The sequence below is a fragment of the Acinetobacter sp. YH12106 genome (assembly GCF_013418995.1).
GTDB classification, from domain to species: Bacteria; Pseudomonadota; Gammaproteobacteria; order Pseudomonadales; family Moraxellaceae; genus Acinetobacter; species Acinetobacter pseudolwoffii.
The window spans coordinates 179,868-195,861 of the sequence record NZ_VPAV01000001.1; the positions used below are offsets into that span (position 1 = coordinate 179,868).

A 15,994-nucleotide genomic window follows, 5' to 3' on the forward strand; every position below is an offset into this window, starting at 1 on the left:
ATCTAAAAATTCAGAATGCGGTATTTTAAGTCCTGAGCCGAGCAAGTCAAACTTTTCTCGGTATTTCTCCATAAAAATCGGCAAGATCTTCCAGATAAAATAAAAGAGCCAATTGAAGCTCTTTTATCCATCATTGTTCATCAGCTACTAAAACGGTCAATCAAGGTGCTGCTGGCTTCATTTAAACCAATCACCGTTACATCTATACCTTGGGCTTTGAACTTCTGAATCACGTTATTCAGCATATTCACTGAGGTCACATCCCAAATATGCGCATGGGTCAGATCTAGTTCAACATGTTCAAGCTTTTCTTTAAAATCAAAGAACTGATAGAACTTCTCTGAACTGCTAAAGAAAATCTGTCCAGAAATAAAGTAGCTGCGTGAATGAGCCGAATTCAAATGCGTATAGACATGTACGGTTCTTTCCAGTTTATTAATAAAGAACAGGGCAGAAAGTAGCACGCCAACAAATACACCCAGTGCCAGATTATGGGTGGCTAAAACCACCAGCACCACCGCAATCATAACCACATTAAATTCCAGCGGATGTTTATTGAATTGTTTGACTGAACCCCACTGGAAAGTGGTAAAGGCGACCATCACCATAATCGCCACCAAAGCCGCCATCGGAATATAAGCCAGCCAGTCTTTCAGAAACACCACCAGGCACAGCAAAAATACACCGGCAATCAGCGTTGATAAACGGGTTCGTGCACCGGAAGACACATTAATAATCGATTGACCGATCATGGCACAACCGGCCATGCCACCCATAAAACCACTGACAATATTGGCCATACCCTGACCACGACATTCCTGATGGCGGTCACCTTCAGTTCCGGTGACTTCATCAATTACAGTCGTGGTCATCATGCTTTCCAGCAAACCGACAGTCGCCAGCGTCAATGAATAAGGCAGTACAATTTGTAGGGTTTCCAGGTTGAGCGGAATCTCCGGCAGCAGGAACACTGGTAAGGTGTCCGGAAATTGCCCCAGATCACTCACGGTTCGCATATCTGCACCCAAGAACAGCGCCAGTCCACTCAGCACGATGATGCAAATTAGCGGAGAAGGAATGGCTTTACCAATTTTAGGCAGATAAGGAAATAGATAGATAATTGCCAGACCCATGGCAATAAACAGATAGCCCATCCCATTCATTTTTTGCATCTCGGGAAGCTGTGCGACAAAAATCAGAATTGCCAATGCATTCAAAAATCCATACACCACAGCTTGCGAAACAAAGCGCATCAACTTGGCCACTTTAAAATAACCGGCAATGACCTGAATAATTCCGGTCAGAATAGTCGCTACCAGCAGATATTGCAGTCCATGGTCTTTTACCAGCGTAATCATCAGCAGTGCCATCGCACCCGTAGCCGCTGAGATCATGGCAGGGCGGCCGCCAAAAAAAGCAATCGTCACAGCAATACAAAACGAAGCATAGAGACCGACCTGCGGATCGACGCCAGCAATTGCAGAGAAGGCAATCGACTCGGGAATTAAGGCCAGTCCAACCACCAAACCTGCGAGTACATCAGTCCGGACATTGGAAAACCATTCTTCTTTTTTAAGGCTAATCACGAAATATCATCTAAATTTGGAAAACCTGGGTATCTTAAACAGATGCGGTCAAAAATCTACAGAGATGGGCTTGAAAAAGCCGTTAATTTCCTGAATATTGAATGAGTAAATGTCCTGAGGGGCAGTTACGCTTTTTTGCAATTTACAGGTTTGATCACTTGAAAGTTTGACAGAAGCGATTTAAAACATAGAGAAGTATATAACAAGGATCAGAAATGAAGCTTTACTATTCGCCGGGTGCATGCTCACTGGCAGCTCATATTATTTTAAATGAAATTAATGTCGATTTTGATTTGGAACGTGTTGATTTAAAAACACATAAAACAGAGAAAGGTACGGATTATTACGAAATTAATCCTAAAGGCTATGTACCAGCCTTAGAAATTAATCCTGGTCTGATCCTGACAGAAAACGTAGCCATTTTACCTTTTCTGGCTCAACACGATCCAAAACAAGATCTGATTCCACCATCTGGAATGGGACGTGCCAAAGTTCTGGAATGGCTGGGTTATCTCAATTCAGAATTGCATGATGCTTATGCGGTGTTCTTTGGTGGCAAGTTATCCGATGATGAAAAGAAAAAAGCCTATGCAGAAGTCGATCGTCTATTAAGTTATATCGATAAAGCGATTGCTGAATCAGACAATGACTATCTGGTTGATGATAACTTTGGCCCAGCCGATGCTTATCTGTTTGTGTTGACCAATTGGTCGAATCATATTGAGCATGATTTAAGTCCGTATAAGAATATTATTCATATCCGCAATAAAGTCGCAGAGCGTCAGTCTGTACAGATTGCAATGCGAGATGAAGGTCTAATTCCATAAAATTTAAAAAAAAGCATAATTATTATGCTTTTTTTTTGACTTTCATTTAATAATTGCTATTGGAATAAATAAGATGAAGAGAATACTGAATTTAGTATTAAGTTTCGGTTTAACGGGAATGCTGGTTGCATGTAGTAGTGTTAAAAATCCAGAAAATGTAGCTCAAGAATATGTTACAGCAGCCTATAAAGGCGATTCAGAAAAAATGCTCTCTTATATTTATATACCTGAAAATGTTAAAGCCCAAGCAGGTTCTGAAGAAATGATTCAAGGCAAAATAAAAGCTGGCGCGGCAAAGGCTAAAGAGCAAGCTGAACGTAAAGGCGGAGTCAAAGAAATTAGTGTGGTAGACAAAAATATCGATGAAGCAAATGGAAAAGGACGGGTGACTATCGGAGTCAGCTTTAAAAATGAAGGCTCTAATTCTGTAACAGATCGAGTAAAACTTATCAAAAATGAAGATAAATGGAAAGTTGATTTATAATCGGTTTAGTTTGATTTTGGGCAGATTAGTTATTCTAATCTGCCTTTTTATTGGGTTTCCCCCCCAAGATACTATAAAGCAAGATAAACAGATTTATATGCCCGAGCACGCATTTCAAGTGGGTGATTGGATTGTTCGGGAAGGGGTGGGTTACGAAAGTTTTTTAATCAAAAAACTGAGTGGGAGTGAATACTCACATATTGGCGTGATTGCAGAAACTCAACCGAATATTTTGGTGGTGCATGCGACCACAGATGATGATCCCTCACATGTAAATCAAGTGATTCAATCAGATATCAGTGATTTTATTGACTCAAAACGAGCAAAAAAGTGGGCAGTTTATAGAGAAAGCAGTTTAGAGCCATATAAAAGAAAAGATATTGCTAGGGCCGTGACAAGGCAGGTAGGAGAGCAATTTATTTTAGGATCAAGAGGTGAGACGCATCGTTATTGCACTACGATTATTGCAGAGAAACTTCCATTGTCTTTACGTAATAAACTGGTCTGGAGCAAGATTGAATTGCCAGGCTTGCAGGGGGAGCTGCTTTTTCCTGATGCTTTATTAAAGCTTGAATCCGTCGAGCTGATTTATAAAAATAGATAATTTAGGATGAGTAAAAGCTAAATGATAGTCAAAGAATCATACAATCCTTTGACTACGATGAGATTTATTTAAAGAAATAACCAGTTTCCGGCGAGCTGGCATTGGCCATACGTTTGCGTGGCATACGGCCGGCCAGAAAAGCTTCACGGCCAGCTTCGACTGCTTTTTTCATGGCTGAGGCCATGAGTACCGGATTCTGTGCAGCCGCAATCGCCGTATTCATCAGTACACCATCACAGCCCAGTTCCATCGCAATTGCGGCATCACTTGCAGTACCAACACCGGCATCGACCAGTACAGGCACTTTGGCATTTTCTTTAATAATCGACAGGGTATGTGGATTGAGAATTCCCAAGCCCGAACCAATCAGGCTGCCCAAAGGCATAATTGCCACACAGCCCATGCTTTCCAGTTCTTGCGCCACGATTGGATCATCCGAAGTATAGACCATGATCTCAAAGCCATCGTCAATCAAGGTACGTGCAGCTTTCAGGGTTTCGGTCACATTCGGATATAAGGTCTTTTCATCGCCTAAAACTTCAAGCTTGACCAGATTATGGCCATCAAGGAGTTCGCGTGCCAGCATACAGGTGCGAACGGCACTATTGGCATCGAAACAACCTGCGGTATTTGGCAAAATGGTATATTTTTCCGGAGGAATGACTGACAGCAGATTCGGCTGATCTGGATGCTGTCCAATATTGACCCGACGAATCGCGACAGTAACAATCTCTGCGCCACTGGTTTGAATGGCTTGCTGAGTTTCATTTAAATCTTTATATTTGCCTGTGCCTACCAAAAGGCGAGACTGGAATTGGCGTGAACCAATCTGTAATAAATCTTGCATAATTGTCCCGAGTATTAGCCGCCACCGACCGCGTGAATAATTTCTATTTTGTCTGTATCGCAAATCGGCGTATCGCCTAATTTGCTTTTAGGAATAATCATTTCATTGACTTCAACTGCAAAACGCTTACCCTCAAGCGCCATACTCTGAATCAGTTCCAGCAGATTCTTGCAGTGAGTTTCCTGTTGTTCGCCATTGATATAAATCATCATTCTAGCTACCCTCCATGATTAAGTGATTTTCAGACTTATCTGGCGTATTTTAAAGCATTCCAAGCCAGAATTAACCATCCTGCAATCATTAAAGCACCACCAATTGGCGTAATTGCGCCTAATCCACGTGGTAAACCCAAGGCCATGATATACAGTGAACCAGAAAATAATAAAATACCGACCTGAATTAGCCAAAAACTCCATTGAATCGGGAGTGTCGGAATGACTTTCGCGAGCAAGGCCAGAATAAGCAAACCTAAGGCATGATAGAAAAAATAATCCGTTGCCGTTTGCCACCAGCCGAGCTGGGCTTCAGTCGCGCGCGCTTTTAAACCATGTGCACCAAAGGCACCGAGCATCACGGCAAGCGCCAAGTTGAGTGCTGAAATCGCAATCCACATTTGAATTGATCTTCCTGATAAAGTTTGCGCTCAACCTTAGCATAAATTCAAAATTCGGACATAAAAAAGCCTTCATCAAAGAAGGCTTTTTCAGATTAAATCAATAACAGAATTTGGTATTAATTGGAGGACATCGCCACTTTAATTTTTTCCATGGCATTTTTTTCGAGTTGGCGAATACGTTCCGCGGAAACGTTATATTCGGCGGCCAGCTCATGCAGGGTTGATTTCTCGTCATCTAGCCAGCGGCGCTGCAAGATATTACGTGAACGATCATCGAGCTGATCCATGGCTTCGTGCAGAGCAGAGGTACTTTGTTCCTCATAATCCTCATTTTCAATCAGACGGGCCGGATCATAACGGTTATCTTCAAGATATAAAGCCGGTGCAACATAAGTTGAACCTTCATCATCGTCATCGCCGGAAGCATCAAAAGCAGCATCATATGCCGTCAAACGGCCTTCCATCTCCAGAACTTGTTCTGGTGTGACATTTAAATCATTGGCAATCGACTGTGCTTCTGCGAGGGTCAACTTTTTCGATGATTTTTTCAGGCTACGCAGATTAAAAAACAGTTTACGTTGCGCTTTGGTGGTGGCGATTTTAACAATACGCCAGTTACGGATCACATATTCATGAATTTCCGCCTTAATCCAGTGCACAGCAAATGACACCAAACGTACGCCCATATTCGGGTCAAAACGTTTTACAGCTTTCATCAGACCCAGGTTGCCTTCCTGAATCAGGTCGCCTTGTGGCAGACCATAACCTGCATAACTGCGTGCAATATGCACCACAAAACGCAAATGTGACATGACCAGCATTTTTGCTGCATCTAAATCCTGGTCATAGTAATAGCGTTCAGCCAACTCTTTTTCTTGTTCGGCCGTTAAAATCGGAATCTGATTGACAGTGCTGATATAAGCACCGAGGTTGACCCCTGGCGCCGATAATGACAGGGGCATCAACTGATTGCGGCTGTCACTCATGTGTTCTCCTTGAAGTGCGGGATAACCCTAAACATAGGTTTTATCTTAATCCAATCTCTCCGCAAATAATGGATATTTGGGTAGAGAAATGTAAAAAAGTATACGAAACTAAGATAAACAGTTTAATTGAAAATTTTTAAGATTCAATCAAGTAGTGAAACTCTGAATCAGAAATTTTTCTTGACTCAAGCTTGAGTTGATGAATCTGGCAATAACGGCTGATATCCGTCTGACTATGTGGATCAGAGGATTTGAGCAAGAAAGTTTTCTGATTACCGGCCTTTAGTGCCCGTTTTAACATTAATAGCGGCATCGGGCAGGGTTTTCCTATGGCATCGATAAGACAATATTGCTCTGGATCTTGCGACATTAGGGTTTCATTCATATAGCAAAAAAATGACAATAAATAGTAACAAAGAAGCGTATAGAACCAAACTGCTTTAATAAAAATCACAATCTAAAAGAAGATATAAAGTCTTTTGACAATTTTCATGAAAAAAATAACTAAATCAAACAGAACATGCTAAAAAAAATCTATTAATTGTGATAAACCCATGTTAAGCTCGTTGCGTATTTGGGACTTTGAATAAACAAAGTGATTGTTTTTCACCCTATTACATAAATGGATGTAACCGGGATTTTGTTGATAGTTTTACAGAATGATTACAAGCTTAAAAATAATATTTTCAAACTTGTTTGCTCTGCTGTTTGCAACACCGGGTGGTCCTTCTTTTAGTTTCAATGAGGATTAACTTATGACAGCTGCTCGCGAACAAGGCGTAGTTAAGTGGTTTAACGATACTAAAGGCTTCGGCTTTATTCAACGTAACGGCGGTGATGACGTATTTGTTCATTTCCGTGCTATCCAAGGTGACGGCCACCGTTCACTTCGTGATGGTCAACGCGTTGAATTCAGTGTTGTTAAAGGCCAAAAAGGCTTTCAAGCTGAAGAAGTTCAACCATTAGACTAATCTTCGGATTAAGCTAAAAAGAAAACGCTCCAATATAACTTGGGGCGTTTTTTGTTTATACTATCCCCATCTTAGTGATTACCCAAGTAGAGCACCGCTTTATGTCATCTGGTTTTGAAACCTTAAATTTACATCCCAATCTAAAAAAAGCGATTGATGCTTTAGGCTTTACCACCATGACGCCTATCCAGCAGAAGGTTTTAAAATTCACGCTGGCAGGACATGATGCCATTGGCCGCGCACAGACAGGTACAGGTAAAACTGCAGCTTTTTTAATTAGTATCATGAATGATCTATTAAATAACCCAATTCAGGAGCAGCGTTATCGTGGTGAACCGCGTGCCCTGATTTTGGCACCGACCCGTGAACTGGCACTGCAAATTGAAAGCGATGCACAGGATCTGGCCAAATATGCCGGTCTCAATGTCGTGACTTTGCTGGGTGGTGTAGATTTTGACAAGCAAAAGAATCAACTAAATAAAGCACCTGTCGATATTATGGTCGCGACACCCGGTCGTTTGATCGATTTTGTCGAGCAAAAAGAAGTCTGGCTGGATCAGATTGAATTTCTGGTCATTGATGAAGCGGATCGTCTACTCGATATGGGCTTTATTCCTTCAGTGAAACGCATTGTGCGTTTTTCGCCGCGTAAGGAGCAACGTCAGACTTTAATGTTCTCTGCAACATTTAGCTATGATGTACTAAATTTGGCACAGCAATGGTTATTTGAACCGGTCACAGTTGAAATTGAACCGGAAAAGAAAACCAATGCCGATGTCGAGCAACGGGTGTATATGGTGGCTAAGGCCGATAAATATAAACTGTTGCAAGAAATCTTGCGTGATGAGCCGATTGAAAAGGTGATGATTTTCGCCAACCGTCGTGATCAGGTGCGTAAGCTTTATGATCATTTAAAACGTGATGGTTATAAGGTGGTCATGCTGTCTGGTGAGATTGCTCAAGACAAGCGTCTAAAAATGCTAGACCAGTTCAAAAATGGTAAGCACAACATTATGATTGCAACAGATGTTGCGGGTCGTGGTATTCATGTGGATGGTGTTTCACATGTGGTGAACTTCACTTTACCTGAACAGTCAGATGATTATGTACATCGTATTGGACGTACTGGCCGTGCGGGAACACGTGGTGTGAGTATTAGTTTCCTTGCCGAAGATGATGCGTTCTATCTACCAGAAATTGAGAAGGCGATTGGACAGAAATTGCCTTTAACTCGTCTGGAAGGTTATTGCTAATCCAGATTAAAAAAACCGCTCTTGAAGAGCGGTTTTTTTTATGACCATGTGATCTGGACTTATTTGGCCTGACAACGGAAAGTCAAAATGGTTTGATAGTCATCATTCTGGTTTAAACCAGTATTGGTGCCTGCGATATTCCCGAGAACGGTAGCTGCTGCCTGAATCATTTGTCCAGTCTGATCATCAACGACACCTTTTAATGCCCCGTTATAACCCGTCTTTTCATCGATAATAATCGCAGTAGCTTTCGAACCACAGGTTTTGCTGGCAGCATTAATGGCATTATTTTTAGCAGTTAGTTGATTTTTACCTAATCCGGTGACCTCAAACTGATTATTTTCTTTCTGAATTGCCAGTGAGGTTGGGTTGGAAGCGCAGGCAGTTAAAAGTAGAACTGAAGCTGCTAATCCGCTGATCGCAATTGTTTTTTTCATGATAAAATCTCGGGTGAAAACAGAATTAAGCTTATTTGAGCATAGTAAAGCGCACAGAATTTGGAGCTGTTGTATAAGTTTGGAAATTTTTAGTGTGACTCTATGCTAAAAAAGTAATTCAACTGAGTATTTCATTGATTAAAATAAAAATATTGTAATGTTCTTGAGTGATTTTTGCGGCTAAGTCGCGGTGAAGTTTATAGAGTATTACAGCTGGAATATGCTAATCTTGAAAACAGTTTTTAAGTATAGATCTACAAAGCAATGACGGAATCCGTGGTCGACATCGTTCATCAAAATATTCACCAACGTCAATCAATAGGACATTTGCTGGCACCGGCACCGAATGCAGAACAGCTGGAGCTGGCTTTTCAGGCGGCATTGACAGCACCGGATCATCATCGGTTGAAACCCACCACCTTTGTGGTGATACCTGATGCACAGCGTGAAGCATTTGGGGAGCTGTTGTCTCAGGCACTGGTCGATCTGGGTGAAACTGAAACGGCACAGATTGAACGGGTCAAGAATCATCCATTCCGTGCGCCACTATTGGTGCTGGCTTTAACGCGTTTGCAAGATCATCCTAAAGTTCCACATTTTGAACAGATTCTCAGTTCAGGTGCCGCCATACAGAATTTTCTGTTATCACTCCAGGTTCAGGGTTTCTCGACCATGTGGCGCAGTGGTGCTGTAGTCGAATCTGGCCTGTTTAAGCAGGCATTAGGAATTTCAAAAGATGATTTGGTCTCGGGTATTATTTATATTGGCACTGCAGCAAAAGCAATTCCAGCACGCGCAGAGATTCAGACCAGTAATTTTGTAAGTTATTGGAATCAGAACGGTTAATTTGCACGGTATAACAGGGTATTAAAAAATAACATGTCAGAATTAAATTTTTCAGCACTGGTCGAGCCGGTTGCAGTCGATCATAAGACCGCTTTAAGAGTCACGGTGTTGGGTGGGGGCAGTTTTGGTACCGCAATGGCCAATACTGCAGTGCGTAATGGTTGTAATACCATGATCTGGATTCGTGACGAAGCCGTTGCGGCAGATATTAATGCCACGCATATCAATAAACGTTATTTGCCCGATTTCCAGCTGGAAGAAAACTTACTGGCTGTGTCGGATCTGGAACTGGCTGTGCGTGATCGTGATATTATTTTAGTCGCGATTCCAAGTCATTCTTTTCGGGATGTCCTGCAACAAATCAAGCCTTTTATCACCTCACAAGCCGTGATTTCACTCACCAAAGGGATTGAAGCCAAAACTTTTAGCTTCATGAGTGATATTATTCGGGAAGTATTGCCAGAAGTGCCTTATGGAGTGTTGTCCGGGCCGAATCTCGCCAAGGAAATTGTGGCAGGTCAGCCGGCAGGAACCGTGATTGCCAGCGAATCTGAGCTGGTACGTTATGCCGTACAGCAAGCCTTACATAGTGCCTTGTTCCGTGTTTTTGCCAGTGATGATGTACATGGTGTAGAACTCGGTGGTGCCTTGAAAAATATCTATGCCGTCGCGATGGGGATGGCAGCCGCGTATAACGTGGGTGAAAATACCAAGAGTATGATCCTGACCCGTGCACTGGCCGAAATGAGCCGTTTTGCGGTAAAATTGGGCGCGAATCCGCTGACTTTCCTCGGGCTTTCCGGTGTGGGTGATTTATTTGCGACTTGTAGCAGTCCGCTGAGTCGTAATTATCAGGTTGGTTTTGCCTTGGGCAAAGGCAAGACTTTGGAGCAGGCTACTACTGAACTGGGTCAAACTGCAGAAGGGATCAATACCATCGTACAGGTCAAGGCGCGTTCCGAAGAACTGGATGTCTATATGCCAATTACTTCTGCCTTGTATGATGTGATTTTTGAAGGTGCACCACCACTCAGCATTGCATTGTCATTGATGAAAAACGGTCATCGCAGTGATGTGGAATTTGTCTTGCCACATCATCAAGTCTGATCTATAACACAAAGGGACTGTATGTGAATTGTCATATTGGCCAGTTATCATGCAGGCAAAAGAAAATAAGGAAACCCAATGCAACTGACTTTAGTGCGACATGGTGAGGCTGCTCCACCAGTCAATGGCAATGATAGCAAGCGTCCATTGACGGAGCGTGGTCATCAGCAGGCTGAGCAAACTGCACAGTTCTTAAAAAATATGATTAAACCTGAAGTATTTGTGGTCAGTCCCTTATTGCGTGCGCAGGAAACCCTGGCCCATCTGCAGCAGTATTTTCAAGATGTGCCGGTGGTGATCTGTAATGCGATTAAACCCGATGATGATGCCAAGGTCGCGGTTGAATGGTTGTCGCAACTGCCTTATGAATCGATTGCCGTGGTGTGTCATATGAATGTGGTGGCGCACATTTCTTCTATTTTGCTGGCGGAGTCTTTTCATCCCTATGCATTGGCAGAAGCACGTATCTATGCGCAGCCAGTCATTGCCGCGGGTTTGTCGACAACAGTTAAAAGTTTTATTCCTACATTATAAAAACCAATTAAAACGGTAGTACACAATCGATGTTGTATTTATGGATGCCTGAGGCCAATGGGGTTTGGCAATGGTCAACTGGGGAATTCTGGAATACTGCGGAAACACTTGAGCAGTTGATTCAGGAGATCCAGGCTCATCATGGCGAAGAAGCAGTAGTGTTTTTCCCGAGCCGTCATGTGCAAATTTTGCAGCAGACTTTGCCCAAGAGCCAATATAAAAAAATGGGCAATGAGGGCATCAAGTATCTGCTTGAAGAATATGTGGTGCTGCCCGTCGATGCCATGAAAGTGCTGCATCATTTTCAGCAGCCTGATCAGGTCAGTATTATGGGGGTTGCGAATTCGACCCTCGAGACCTTGCAGTATTCTCTCAACCTGATTCCCGTCAAGCTGGCGGCTTTGCTGCCAGACTTTTTGGTACTGCCAGTTCCTGAAGCCAATCAGCGGGTGATTACCCAAATTGGTGGGCGCTTGTTGGTACGAGAGGCAGAATATATCGGCCAGTCGCTGGATGATCTGAGTCTGTATCTGGATTATCAGCCCAAAGATTTGCATTATAAAGTCAGTAGTCTGAATCAGGATCAGTTAAGTAGCCTAGAAGCATTGGTCACACAGGAGCAGTTAGAATCTTTTCAGTATGTCCTTCCGGTATTGAAAAAACCTAAACAGCATGCGTTTAATGTATTGCCCAAAGCCAAATCTGAAGGTGCCATTTCCGGTTACTGGAAAGCATGCGCAGCTGTATTTCTGGGCATATTAATCTTACAGTTTAGTTATGATGCGGTGCGCTGGTATCAATATAAAAAAGTGGCAAATCAGACCGCTGCACAGGCCGTTGATCAGTTCAAGTACTGGTTTGGGCAAAATTATCCGGTCACTGAGCAGAATATCAAAAGCCAGTTTGAAGGGCAGTTGCGTCAAAGCCAGATCGCCGATACACAGGCATTACAGCTGATTAGTCGGATTGGACCAGTCTTGATGCAGAACCAGATTGTGGCACAACGGATCAATTATGATGCGTCTGTGTTGAGTATGGAGCTTAAAGCCAATTCATCAGATATGCTAAATGCATTGACCAAGCAATTGAGTCAGCAAGGCTTTAAAGTGGAGCTGGGGAATATTCAGGCCAGCGGAACAGGTGCCATTGGGCTGGTGAGGGTGCAATAATGAAAGCCATCGAAGCGCTACAAAATCGCATGGATCAATCTTTTGAAAAACTGAGGGATTATCTGGACAGTCTCTCGGCACGTGAACGGGTATTGGTGATTTTTACCACTATTTTTGTAGTTGTGGCTGCGGTCAGTTCAGCACTCTGGTATATGCATCAGGCAGCAGACACCCAGCAGAAACGTTTAAATCAGCTGAAAGATACCATTGTCTGGATGCAAAGTAATGCAGTCACCATAAAGCCTGCTGGAGACATGCAGCTGGATGCCGCAGAGAAAGTACAGCGGGTGGCACAGCAACAAGGTCTTTCGGTTGCATCCCAGCAAATAGATGGAAAAATTCAATTGGCGGTCATGCATGAAAATTATGCAGTTTTGGCAAACTTCCTGACTCAACTGGCACAAATGGGTCTAAGTGTTGAGAAAATGGAACTAAATAATGAAGCAGGACAGATTAAATTAACCGCGACCGTGCAATAAACGGTAAAAATAAAGATTTGCAAAGCATGGTTTTTTTGTCAGCCTATGCCTATAATATGCCGACTTAAAAAGCAGTAGACTTTTCTAGATATGTTGTATTCTCTAGCCCGCCCTTTGTTGTTTTCTTTAGCACCAGAGCGTGCACATGAGCTGACACTATCACTATTAAAATCATCCCATAAAATGGGCTTGATGCGTCAAAATGTTACTGCAAAACCTGTAACCTGTATGGGAATCGAATTTCCCAATCCAGTAGGGCTTGCGGCAGGTTTAGACAAAAATGGTGCTTATATTGATGCCCTTGCTGGTCAAGGTTTTGGTTTTATTGAAATTGGTACCATTACGCCGCGACCGCAAGCAGGCAACCCTCATCCGCGTTTGTTCCGTCTGCCGCAGGCCAAAGCTATTATTAACCGTATGGGCTTTAACAATGATGGCGTGGATCAGCTGGTTGAAAATGTCAAAGCGGCCAAATTTAAAGGCATTCTCGGTATCAATATCGGTAAAAACGCTGATACTCCGGTAGAAAAAGCAGTAGATGATTACCTCATCTGTTTAGAAAAAGTCTATAATTATGCTTCTTATATTACCGTCAACATTTCTTCTCCCAATACCAAAAACCTGCGCAGCCTGCAAAGTGGTGATGCACTGACCGAACTGCTGGAAACACTGAAGAAGCGTCAGCTTGAATTGGCTCAGGAATACCAGCATTATGTACCTTTGGTACTCAAAGTGGCGCCTGATCTGGATAACAGCGATATTACCTTTATTGCCAAACAGTTATTGCAATTCAAGATCGATGGCCTGATCGTGACTAATACCACACTGTCACGTGAAGGGGTGGAAGGTCTGGCGCATGCAGAGGAGGCAGGTGGTCTATCTGGCGCGCCAGTCTTTGAGAAAAGTACCGCATGTCTGGCTGCATTTGCTGCGGTATTAAAAGGACAAATTCCATTGATTGGTGTGGGTGGTATTCTTTCAGGTGTAGATGCTGCTGCCAAGAAACAGGCAGGCGCCAGCCTTGTACAAGTTTATAGTGGCCTCATCTATACCGGACCTAAACTTGTAAAAGATTGTGTAGACGCACTTTAAATCCTATGAATGCCATTGATATCTTTCTACTGATTATCTTGCTCATTGGAGGGCTCAACGGTTTGCGTCAAGGATTTATTAAAGCCTTTGCGAACTTAGTGGGATGGATCTTTGCCCTGATTGTTGCGGCAAAATATTCAACGCTACTTGCGCCGTCTATGGTTGCTCTGAGTACAGATCCAGTCGTACAAAAGATTGCGGCCTTCGCCTTTATCGTCCTGCTGATTGTAGTTCTGACCTGGATCGTTACTGCACTGTTGAACCGTATTTTAAAGAGTTTTAAACTGGGTCCTCTCAACCGTCTGGCGGGTGGTGTCTTTGGTAGCCTGAAAGGTTTGCTGATTGTCCTGATTACCATGCAGGGGATTGGCCCGTGGGTAGAAAGCTCACCGCACTGGAAACAGTCCAAGTTTATTCAAGCCTTATTGCCTTATGCGCCTTGGGCGACTCAAATGTCGAAAGAAGCCGCGAATGGCGCACTACAACATATCAAGCCTGAAGGGACATCGAAACCTTCAGCTTCATCATCTGAAACATCGTCCAAGTCTGGAGCTGCAGATGAGTCTACAAATAATCCTTTTTATTAATCCTAGCTTGTCTGCGAGGTTGCTATGTGTGGAGTAGTTGGTATAGCTGGTAAATCACCCGTTAACCAAATGTTGTTTGATGCATTAACGATGTTACAACATCGTGGACAAGATGCAGCTGGGATCGTGACATGTGATGAAGGACGTTTATTCCTGCGCAAAGATAATGGCATGGTGCGTGATGTATTTCATACCCGTCATATGCGTGCCTTGAAAGGAAATTACGGGATTGGTCATGTGCGTTATCCAACAGCCGGTTCATCGAGCAGTGCAGAAGCACAGCCATTTTATGTGAACTCGCCGTATGGAATTACCTTGGCGCATAACGGTAATTTGACCAATGCCGAAGAAATTCACGATGACCTGTTCAAAACTGACTTGCGTCATATGAACACGGATTCTGATTCAGAAGTGCTGCTAAACGTGCTAGCGCATGAATTGCAAAAACATGGCAAATTGGTGCCGACTTCGGAAGATATTTTCCATGCGGTAACACGTGTGCATGAGCGTTGTAAAGGCGCTTATGGTGTGGTAGCAATGATTACCGGACAAGGTCTGGTGGGCTTCCGTGATCCGAATGGTATCCGTCCACTGATTTACGGTTCACGTGAAACTGAACAGGGCATGGAATATATCATAGCTTCTGAATCGGTTGCGATTACTGCGCTGGGCTTCAAAGTTGAGCGTGATATTCAGCCAGGTGAAGCGGTATTTATCGATTTACAAGGTAATTTCTTTACCAAGCAATGTGCGAGCAATCCTGAATATCGTCCATGTATTTTTGAATATGTGTATTTTGCCCGTCCGGATGCCATTATTGATGGAATCTCGGTGTATAAAGCACGTCTGAAAATGGGTGAGAAGCTGGCGCAAAAAATTCTGCGCGAGTGGGGTGAAGAGCATGATATCGATGTGGTGATTCCGATTCCGGATACTTCACGTACTTCTGCATTGGAACTTGCCAATATGCTGGGTGTGAAATTCCGTGAAGGTTTCATGAAAAACCGTTATATCGGTCGTACTTTTATTATGCCAGGTCAGCAACTACGTAAAAAATCGGTACGTCAAAAACTGAACCCGGTTGAGCTTGAATTTAAGGGTAAAAACGTACTATTGGTCGATGACTCGATTGTGCGTGGTACGACCTGTAATGAAATTATCCAGATGGCACGTGATTCTGGTGCGAAAAAAGTCTTCTTTGCTTCCGCAGCACCGATGGTGAAATATCCAAACGTGTACGGTATCGATATGCCGGCAAAATCAGAGCTAATTGCCTCAGATCGTAGCGTTGAAGAAATTCGTGAAATTATTGGTGCAGACCGTTTGGTGTTCCAGGATCTGGAAGATTTAAAAGATGCAGTTCGAACCACCAAAGTGCCAGATCTGAAAGATTTTGACTGTTCGGTATTTGACGGCGTTTATGTCGCGGGTGGTATTGATGCGCAGTATCTGGATGATCTACAGCAAAAACGTAGTGACAGTGCCATGAAAGAAGGGAATTACATCGATGTGAATATCGATGCAGCTTCTGTGGATTTAACTGGCGTACGTGAAGTCTAAGCGCTTAAA

At 43.1% G+C, this 15,994-nt stretch carries 20 protein-coding genes; 13 read left to right on the forward strand and 7 right to left on the reverse strand.

Annotation, left to right across the window (positions count from 1 at the left end; translation table 11 throughout):
* Positions 1-140: 140 nt before the first annotated feature.
* Complete coding sequence (locus tag FTU45_RS00945; protein ID WP_180075755.1) at positions 141-1,586, reverse strand: SulP family inorganic anion transporter; 1,446 nt, start codon at positions 1,584-1,586, stop codon at positions 141-143.
* Between the two features lie 215 nt (positions 1,587-1,801).
* On the opposite strand from FTU45_RS00945, the gene FTU45_RS00950 reads away from it, so the two are divergent.
* The 3 genes from FTU45_RS00950 to FTU45_RS00960 all read left to right on the forward strand — a co-directional run bounded on the left by FTU45_RS00950 (position 1,802) and on the right by FTU45_RS00960 (position 3,501).
* Positions 1,802-2,413: a glutathione binding-like protein gene (locus tag FTU45_RS00950; RefSeq protein WP_005171574.1), complete on the forward strand. Its 612-nt coding sequence runs from the start codon at positions 1,802-1,804 to the stop codon at positions 2,411-2,413.
* Between the two features lie 73 nt (positions 2,414-2,486).
* Positions 2,487-2,897, forward strand: coding sequence for a DUF4878 domain-containing protein (locus FTU45_RS00955; protein WP_100329791.1), 411 nt, complete (start codon positions 2,487-2,489; stop codon positions 2,895-2,897).
* A 118-nt stretch (positions 2,898-3,015) separates the two neighbouring features.
* A complete protein-coding gene (locus tag FTU45_RS00960) occupies positions 3,016-3,501 on the forward strand; it encodes a YiiX/YebB-like N1pC/P60 family cysteine hydrolase (protein WP_180039377.1) in 486 nt (161 codons plus the stop codon).
* 64 nt (positions 3,502-3,565) lie between these two features.
* Here FTU45_RS00960 and FTU45_RS00965 read toward each other — a convergent pair whose 3' ends face one another.
* From FTU45_RS00965 to FTU45_RS00985, 5 genes are all read right to left on the reverse strand, one after another.
* On the reverse strand, positions 3,566-4,348 hold the full coding sequence (locus tag FTU45_RS00965; RefSeq protein ID WP_100329789.1) for a thiazole synthase: 783 nt from the start codon (positions 4,346-4,348) through the stop codon (positions 3,566-3,568).
* A gap of 14 nt (positions 4,349-4,362) precedes the next feature.
* A complete protein-coding gene (gene thiS / locus FTU45_RS00970; RefSeq protein ID WP_100329788.1) occupies positions 4,363-4,560 on the reverse strand; it encodes a sulfur carrier protein ThiS in 198 nt (65 codons plus the stop codon).
* A 35-nt stretch (positions 4,561-4,595) separates the two neighbouring features.
* Entirely contained in the window at positions 4,596-4,961 is a 366-nt protein-coding gene (locus tag FTU45_RS00975; RefSeq protein ID WP_005096565.1) for a DUF423 domain-containing protein, read from the reverse strand.
* Positions 4,962-5,080: 119 nt separating this feature from the next.
* Positions 5,081-5,950 (reverse strand): RNA polymerase sigma factor RpoH, encoded by an 870-nt coding sequence (gene rpoH, locus FTU45_RS00980; protein WP_005096567.1) that lies wholly within the window; start codon positions 5,948-5,950, stop codon positions 5,081-5,083.
* A gap of 136 nt (positions 5,951-6,086) precedes the next feature.
* Positions 6,087-6,320: a sulfurtransferase TusA family protein gene (locus tag FTU45_RS00985; protein ID WP_225552730.1), complete on the reverse strand. Its 234-nt coding sequence runs from the start codon at positions 6,318-6,320 to the stop codon at positions 6,087-6,089.
* A 385-nt stretch (positions 6,321-6,705) separates the two neighbouring features.
* Here FTU45_RS00985 and FTU45_RS00990 point away from each other — a divergent pair, with 385 nt between their 5' ends.
* Positions 6,706-6,921, forward strand: coding sequence for a cold-shock protein (locus FTU45_RS00990; protein ID WP_004280099.1), 216 nt, complete (start codon positions 6,706-6,708; stop codon positions 6,919-6,921).
* 101 nt (positions 6,922-7,022) lie between these two features.
* Positions 7,023-8,174: an ATP-dependent RNA helicase RhlB gene (gene rhlB / locus FTU45_RS00995; protein ID WP_005096570.1), complete on the forward strand. Its 1,152-nt coding sequence runs from the start codon at positions 7,023-7,025 to the stop codon at positions 8,172-8,174.
* A gap of 59 nt (positions 8,175-8,233) precedes the next feature.
* Here rhlB and FTU45_RS01000 read toward each other — a convergent pair whose 3' ends face one another.
* Positions 8,234-8,611: a hypothetical protein gene (locus FTU45_RS01000; RefSeq protein WP_005096572.1), complete on the reverse strand. Its 378-nt coding sequence runs from the start codon at positions 8,609-8,611 to the stop codon at positions 8,234-8,236.
* 264 nt (positions 8,612-8,875) lie between these two features.
* Between FTU45_RS01000 and FTU45_RS01005 the strand changes: the two genes are divergently transcribed.
* The 8 genes from FTU45_RS01005 to purF all read left to right on the forward strand — a co-directional run bounded on the left by FTU45_RS01005 (position 8,876) and on the right by purF (position 15,985).
* Positions 8,876-9,457 carry a nitroreductase family protein gene (locus tag FTU45_RS01005; protein ID WP_074382970.1) on the forward strand — a complete coding sequence of 194 codons (582 nt, stop codon included), beginning with the start codon at positions 8,876-8,878 and terminating at the stop codon, positions 9,455-9,457.
* A 33-nt stretch (positions 9,458-9,490) separates the two neighbouring features.
* On the forward strand, positions 9,491-10,564 hold the full coding sequence (locus tag FTU45_RS01010) for an NAD(P)H-dependent glycerol-3-phosphate dehydrogenase (protein ID WP_074382969.1): 1,074 nt from the start codon (positions 9,491-9,493) through the stop codon (positions 10,562-10,564).
* Between the two features lie 78 nt (positions 10,565-10,642).
* Positions 10,643-11,098 carry a phosphohistidine phosphatase SixA gene (gene sixA, locus FTU45_RS01015; protein ID WP_005096577.1) on the forward strand — a complete coding sequence of 152 codons (456 nt, stop codon included), beginning with the start codon at positions 10,643-10,645 and terminating at the stop codon, positions 11,096-11,098.
* Between the two features lie 29 nt (positions 11,099-11,127).
* Positions 11,128-12,267, forward strand: coding sequence for a type II secretion system protein GspL (gspL, locus tag FTU45_RS01020; protein WP_180075757.1), 1,140 nt, complete (start codon positions 11,128-11,130; stop codon positions 12,265-12,267).
* Entirely contained in the window at positions 12,267-12,746 is a 480-nt protein-coding gene (gspM, locus tag FTU45_RS01025) for a type II secretion system protein GspM (RefSeq protein ID WP_100355082.1), read from the forward strand. Before gspL ends, gspM begins: the two co-directional genes overlap by 1 nt.
* A 90-nt stretch (positions 12,747-12,836) precedes the next feature.
* A complete protein-coding gene (locus tag FTU45_RS01030; RefSeq protein ID WP_180075758.1) occupies positions 12,837-13,838 on the forward strand; it encodes a quinone-dependent dihydroorotate dehydrogenase in 1,002 nt (333 codons plus the stop codon).
* Between the two features lie 5 nt (positions 13,839-13,843).
* Positions 13,844-14,425 (forward strand): CvpA family protein, encoded by a 582-nt coding sequence (locus tag FTU45_RS01035; protein ID WP_100329783.1) that lies wholly within the window; start codon positions 13,844-13,846, stop codon positions 14,423-14,425.
* 24 nt (positions 14,426-14,449) lie between these two features.
* On the forward strand, positions 14,450-15,985 hold the full coding sequence (gene purF, locus FTU45_RS01040; RefSeq protein WP_005096582.1) for an amidophosphoribosyltransferase: 1,536 nt from the start codon (positions 14,450-14,452) through the stop codon (positions 15,983-15,985).
* The last annotated feature ends 9 nt before the right edge of the window (positions 15,986-15,994 follow it).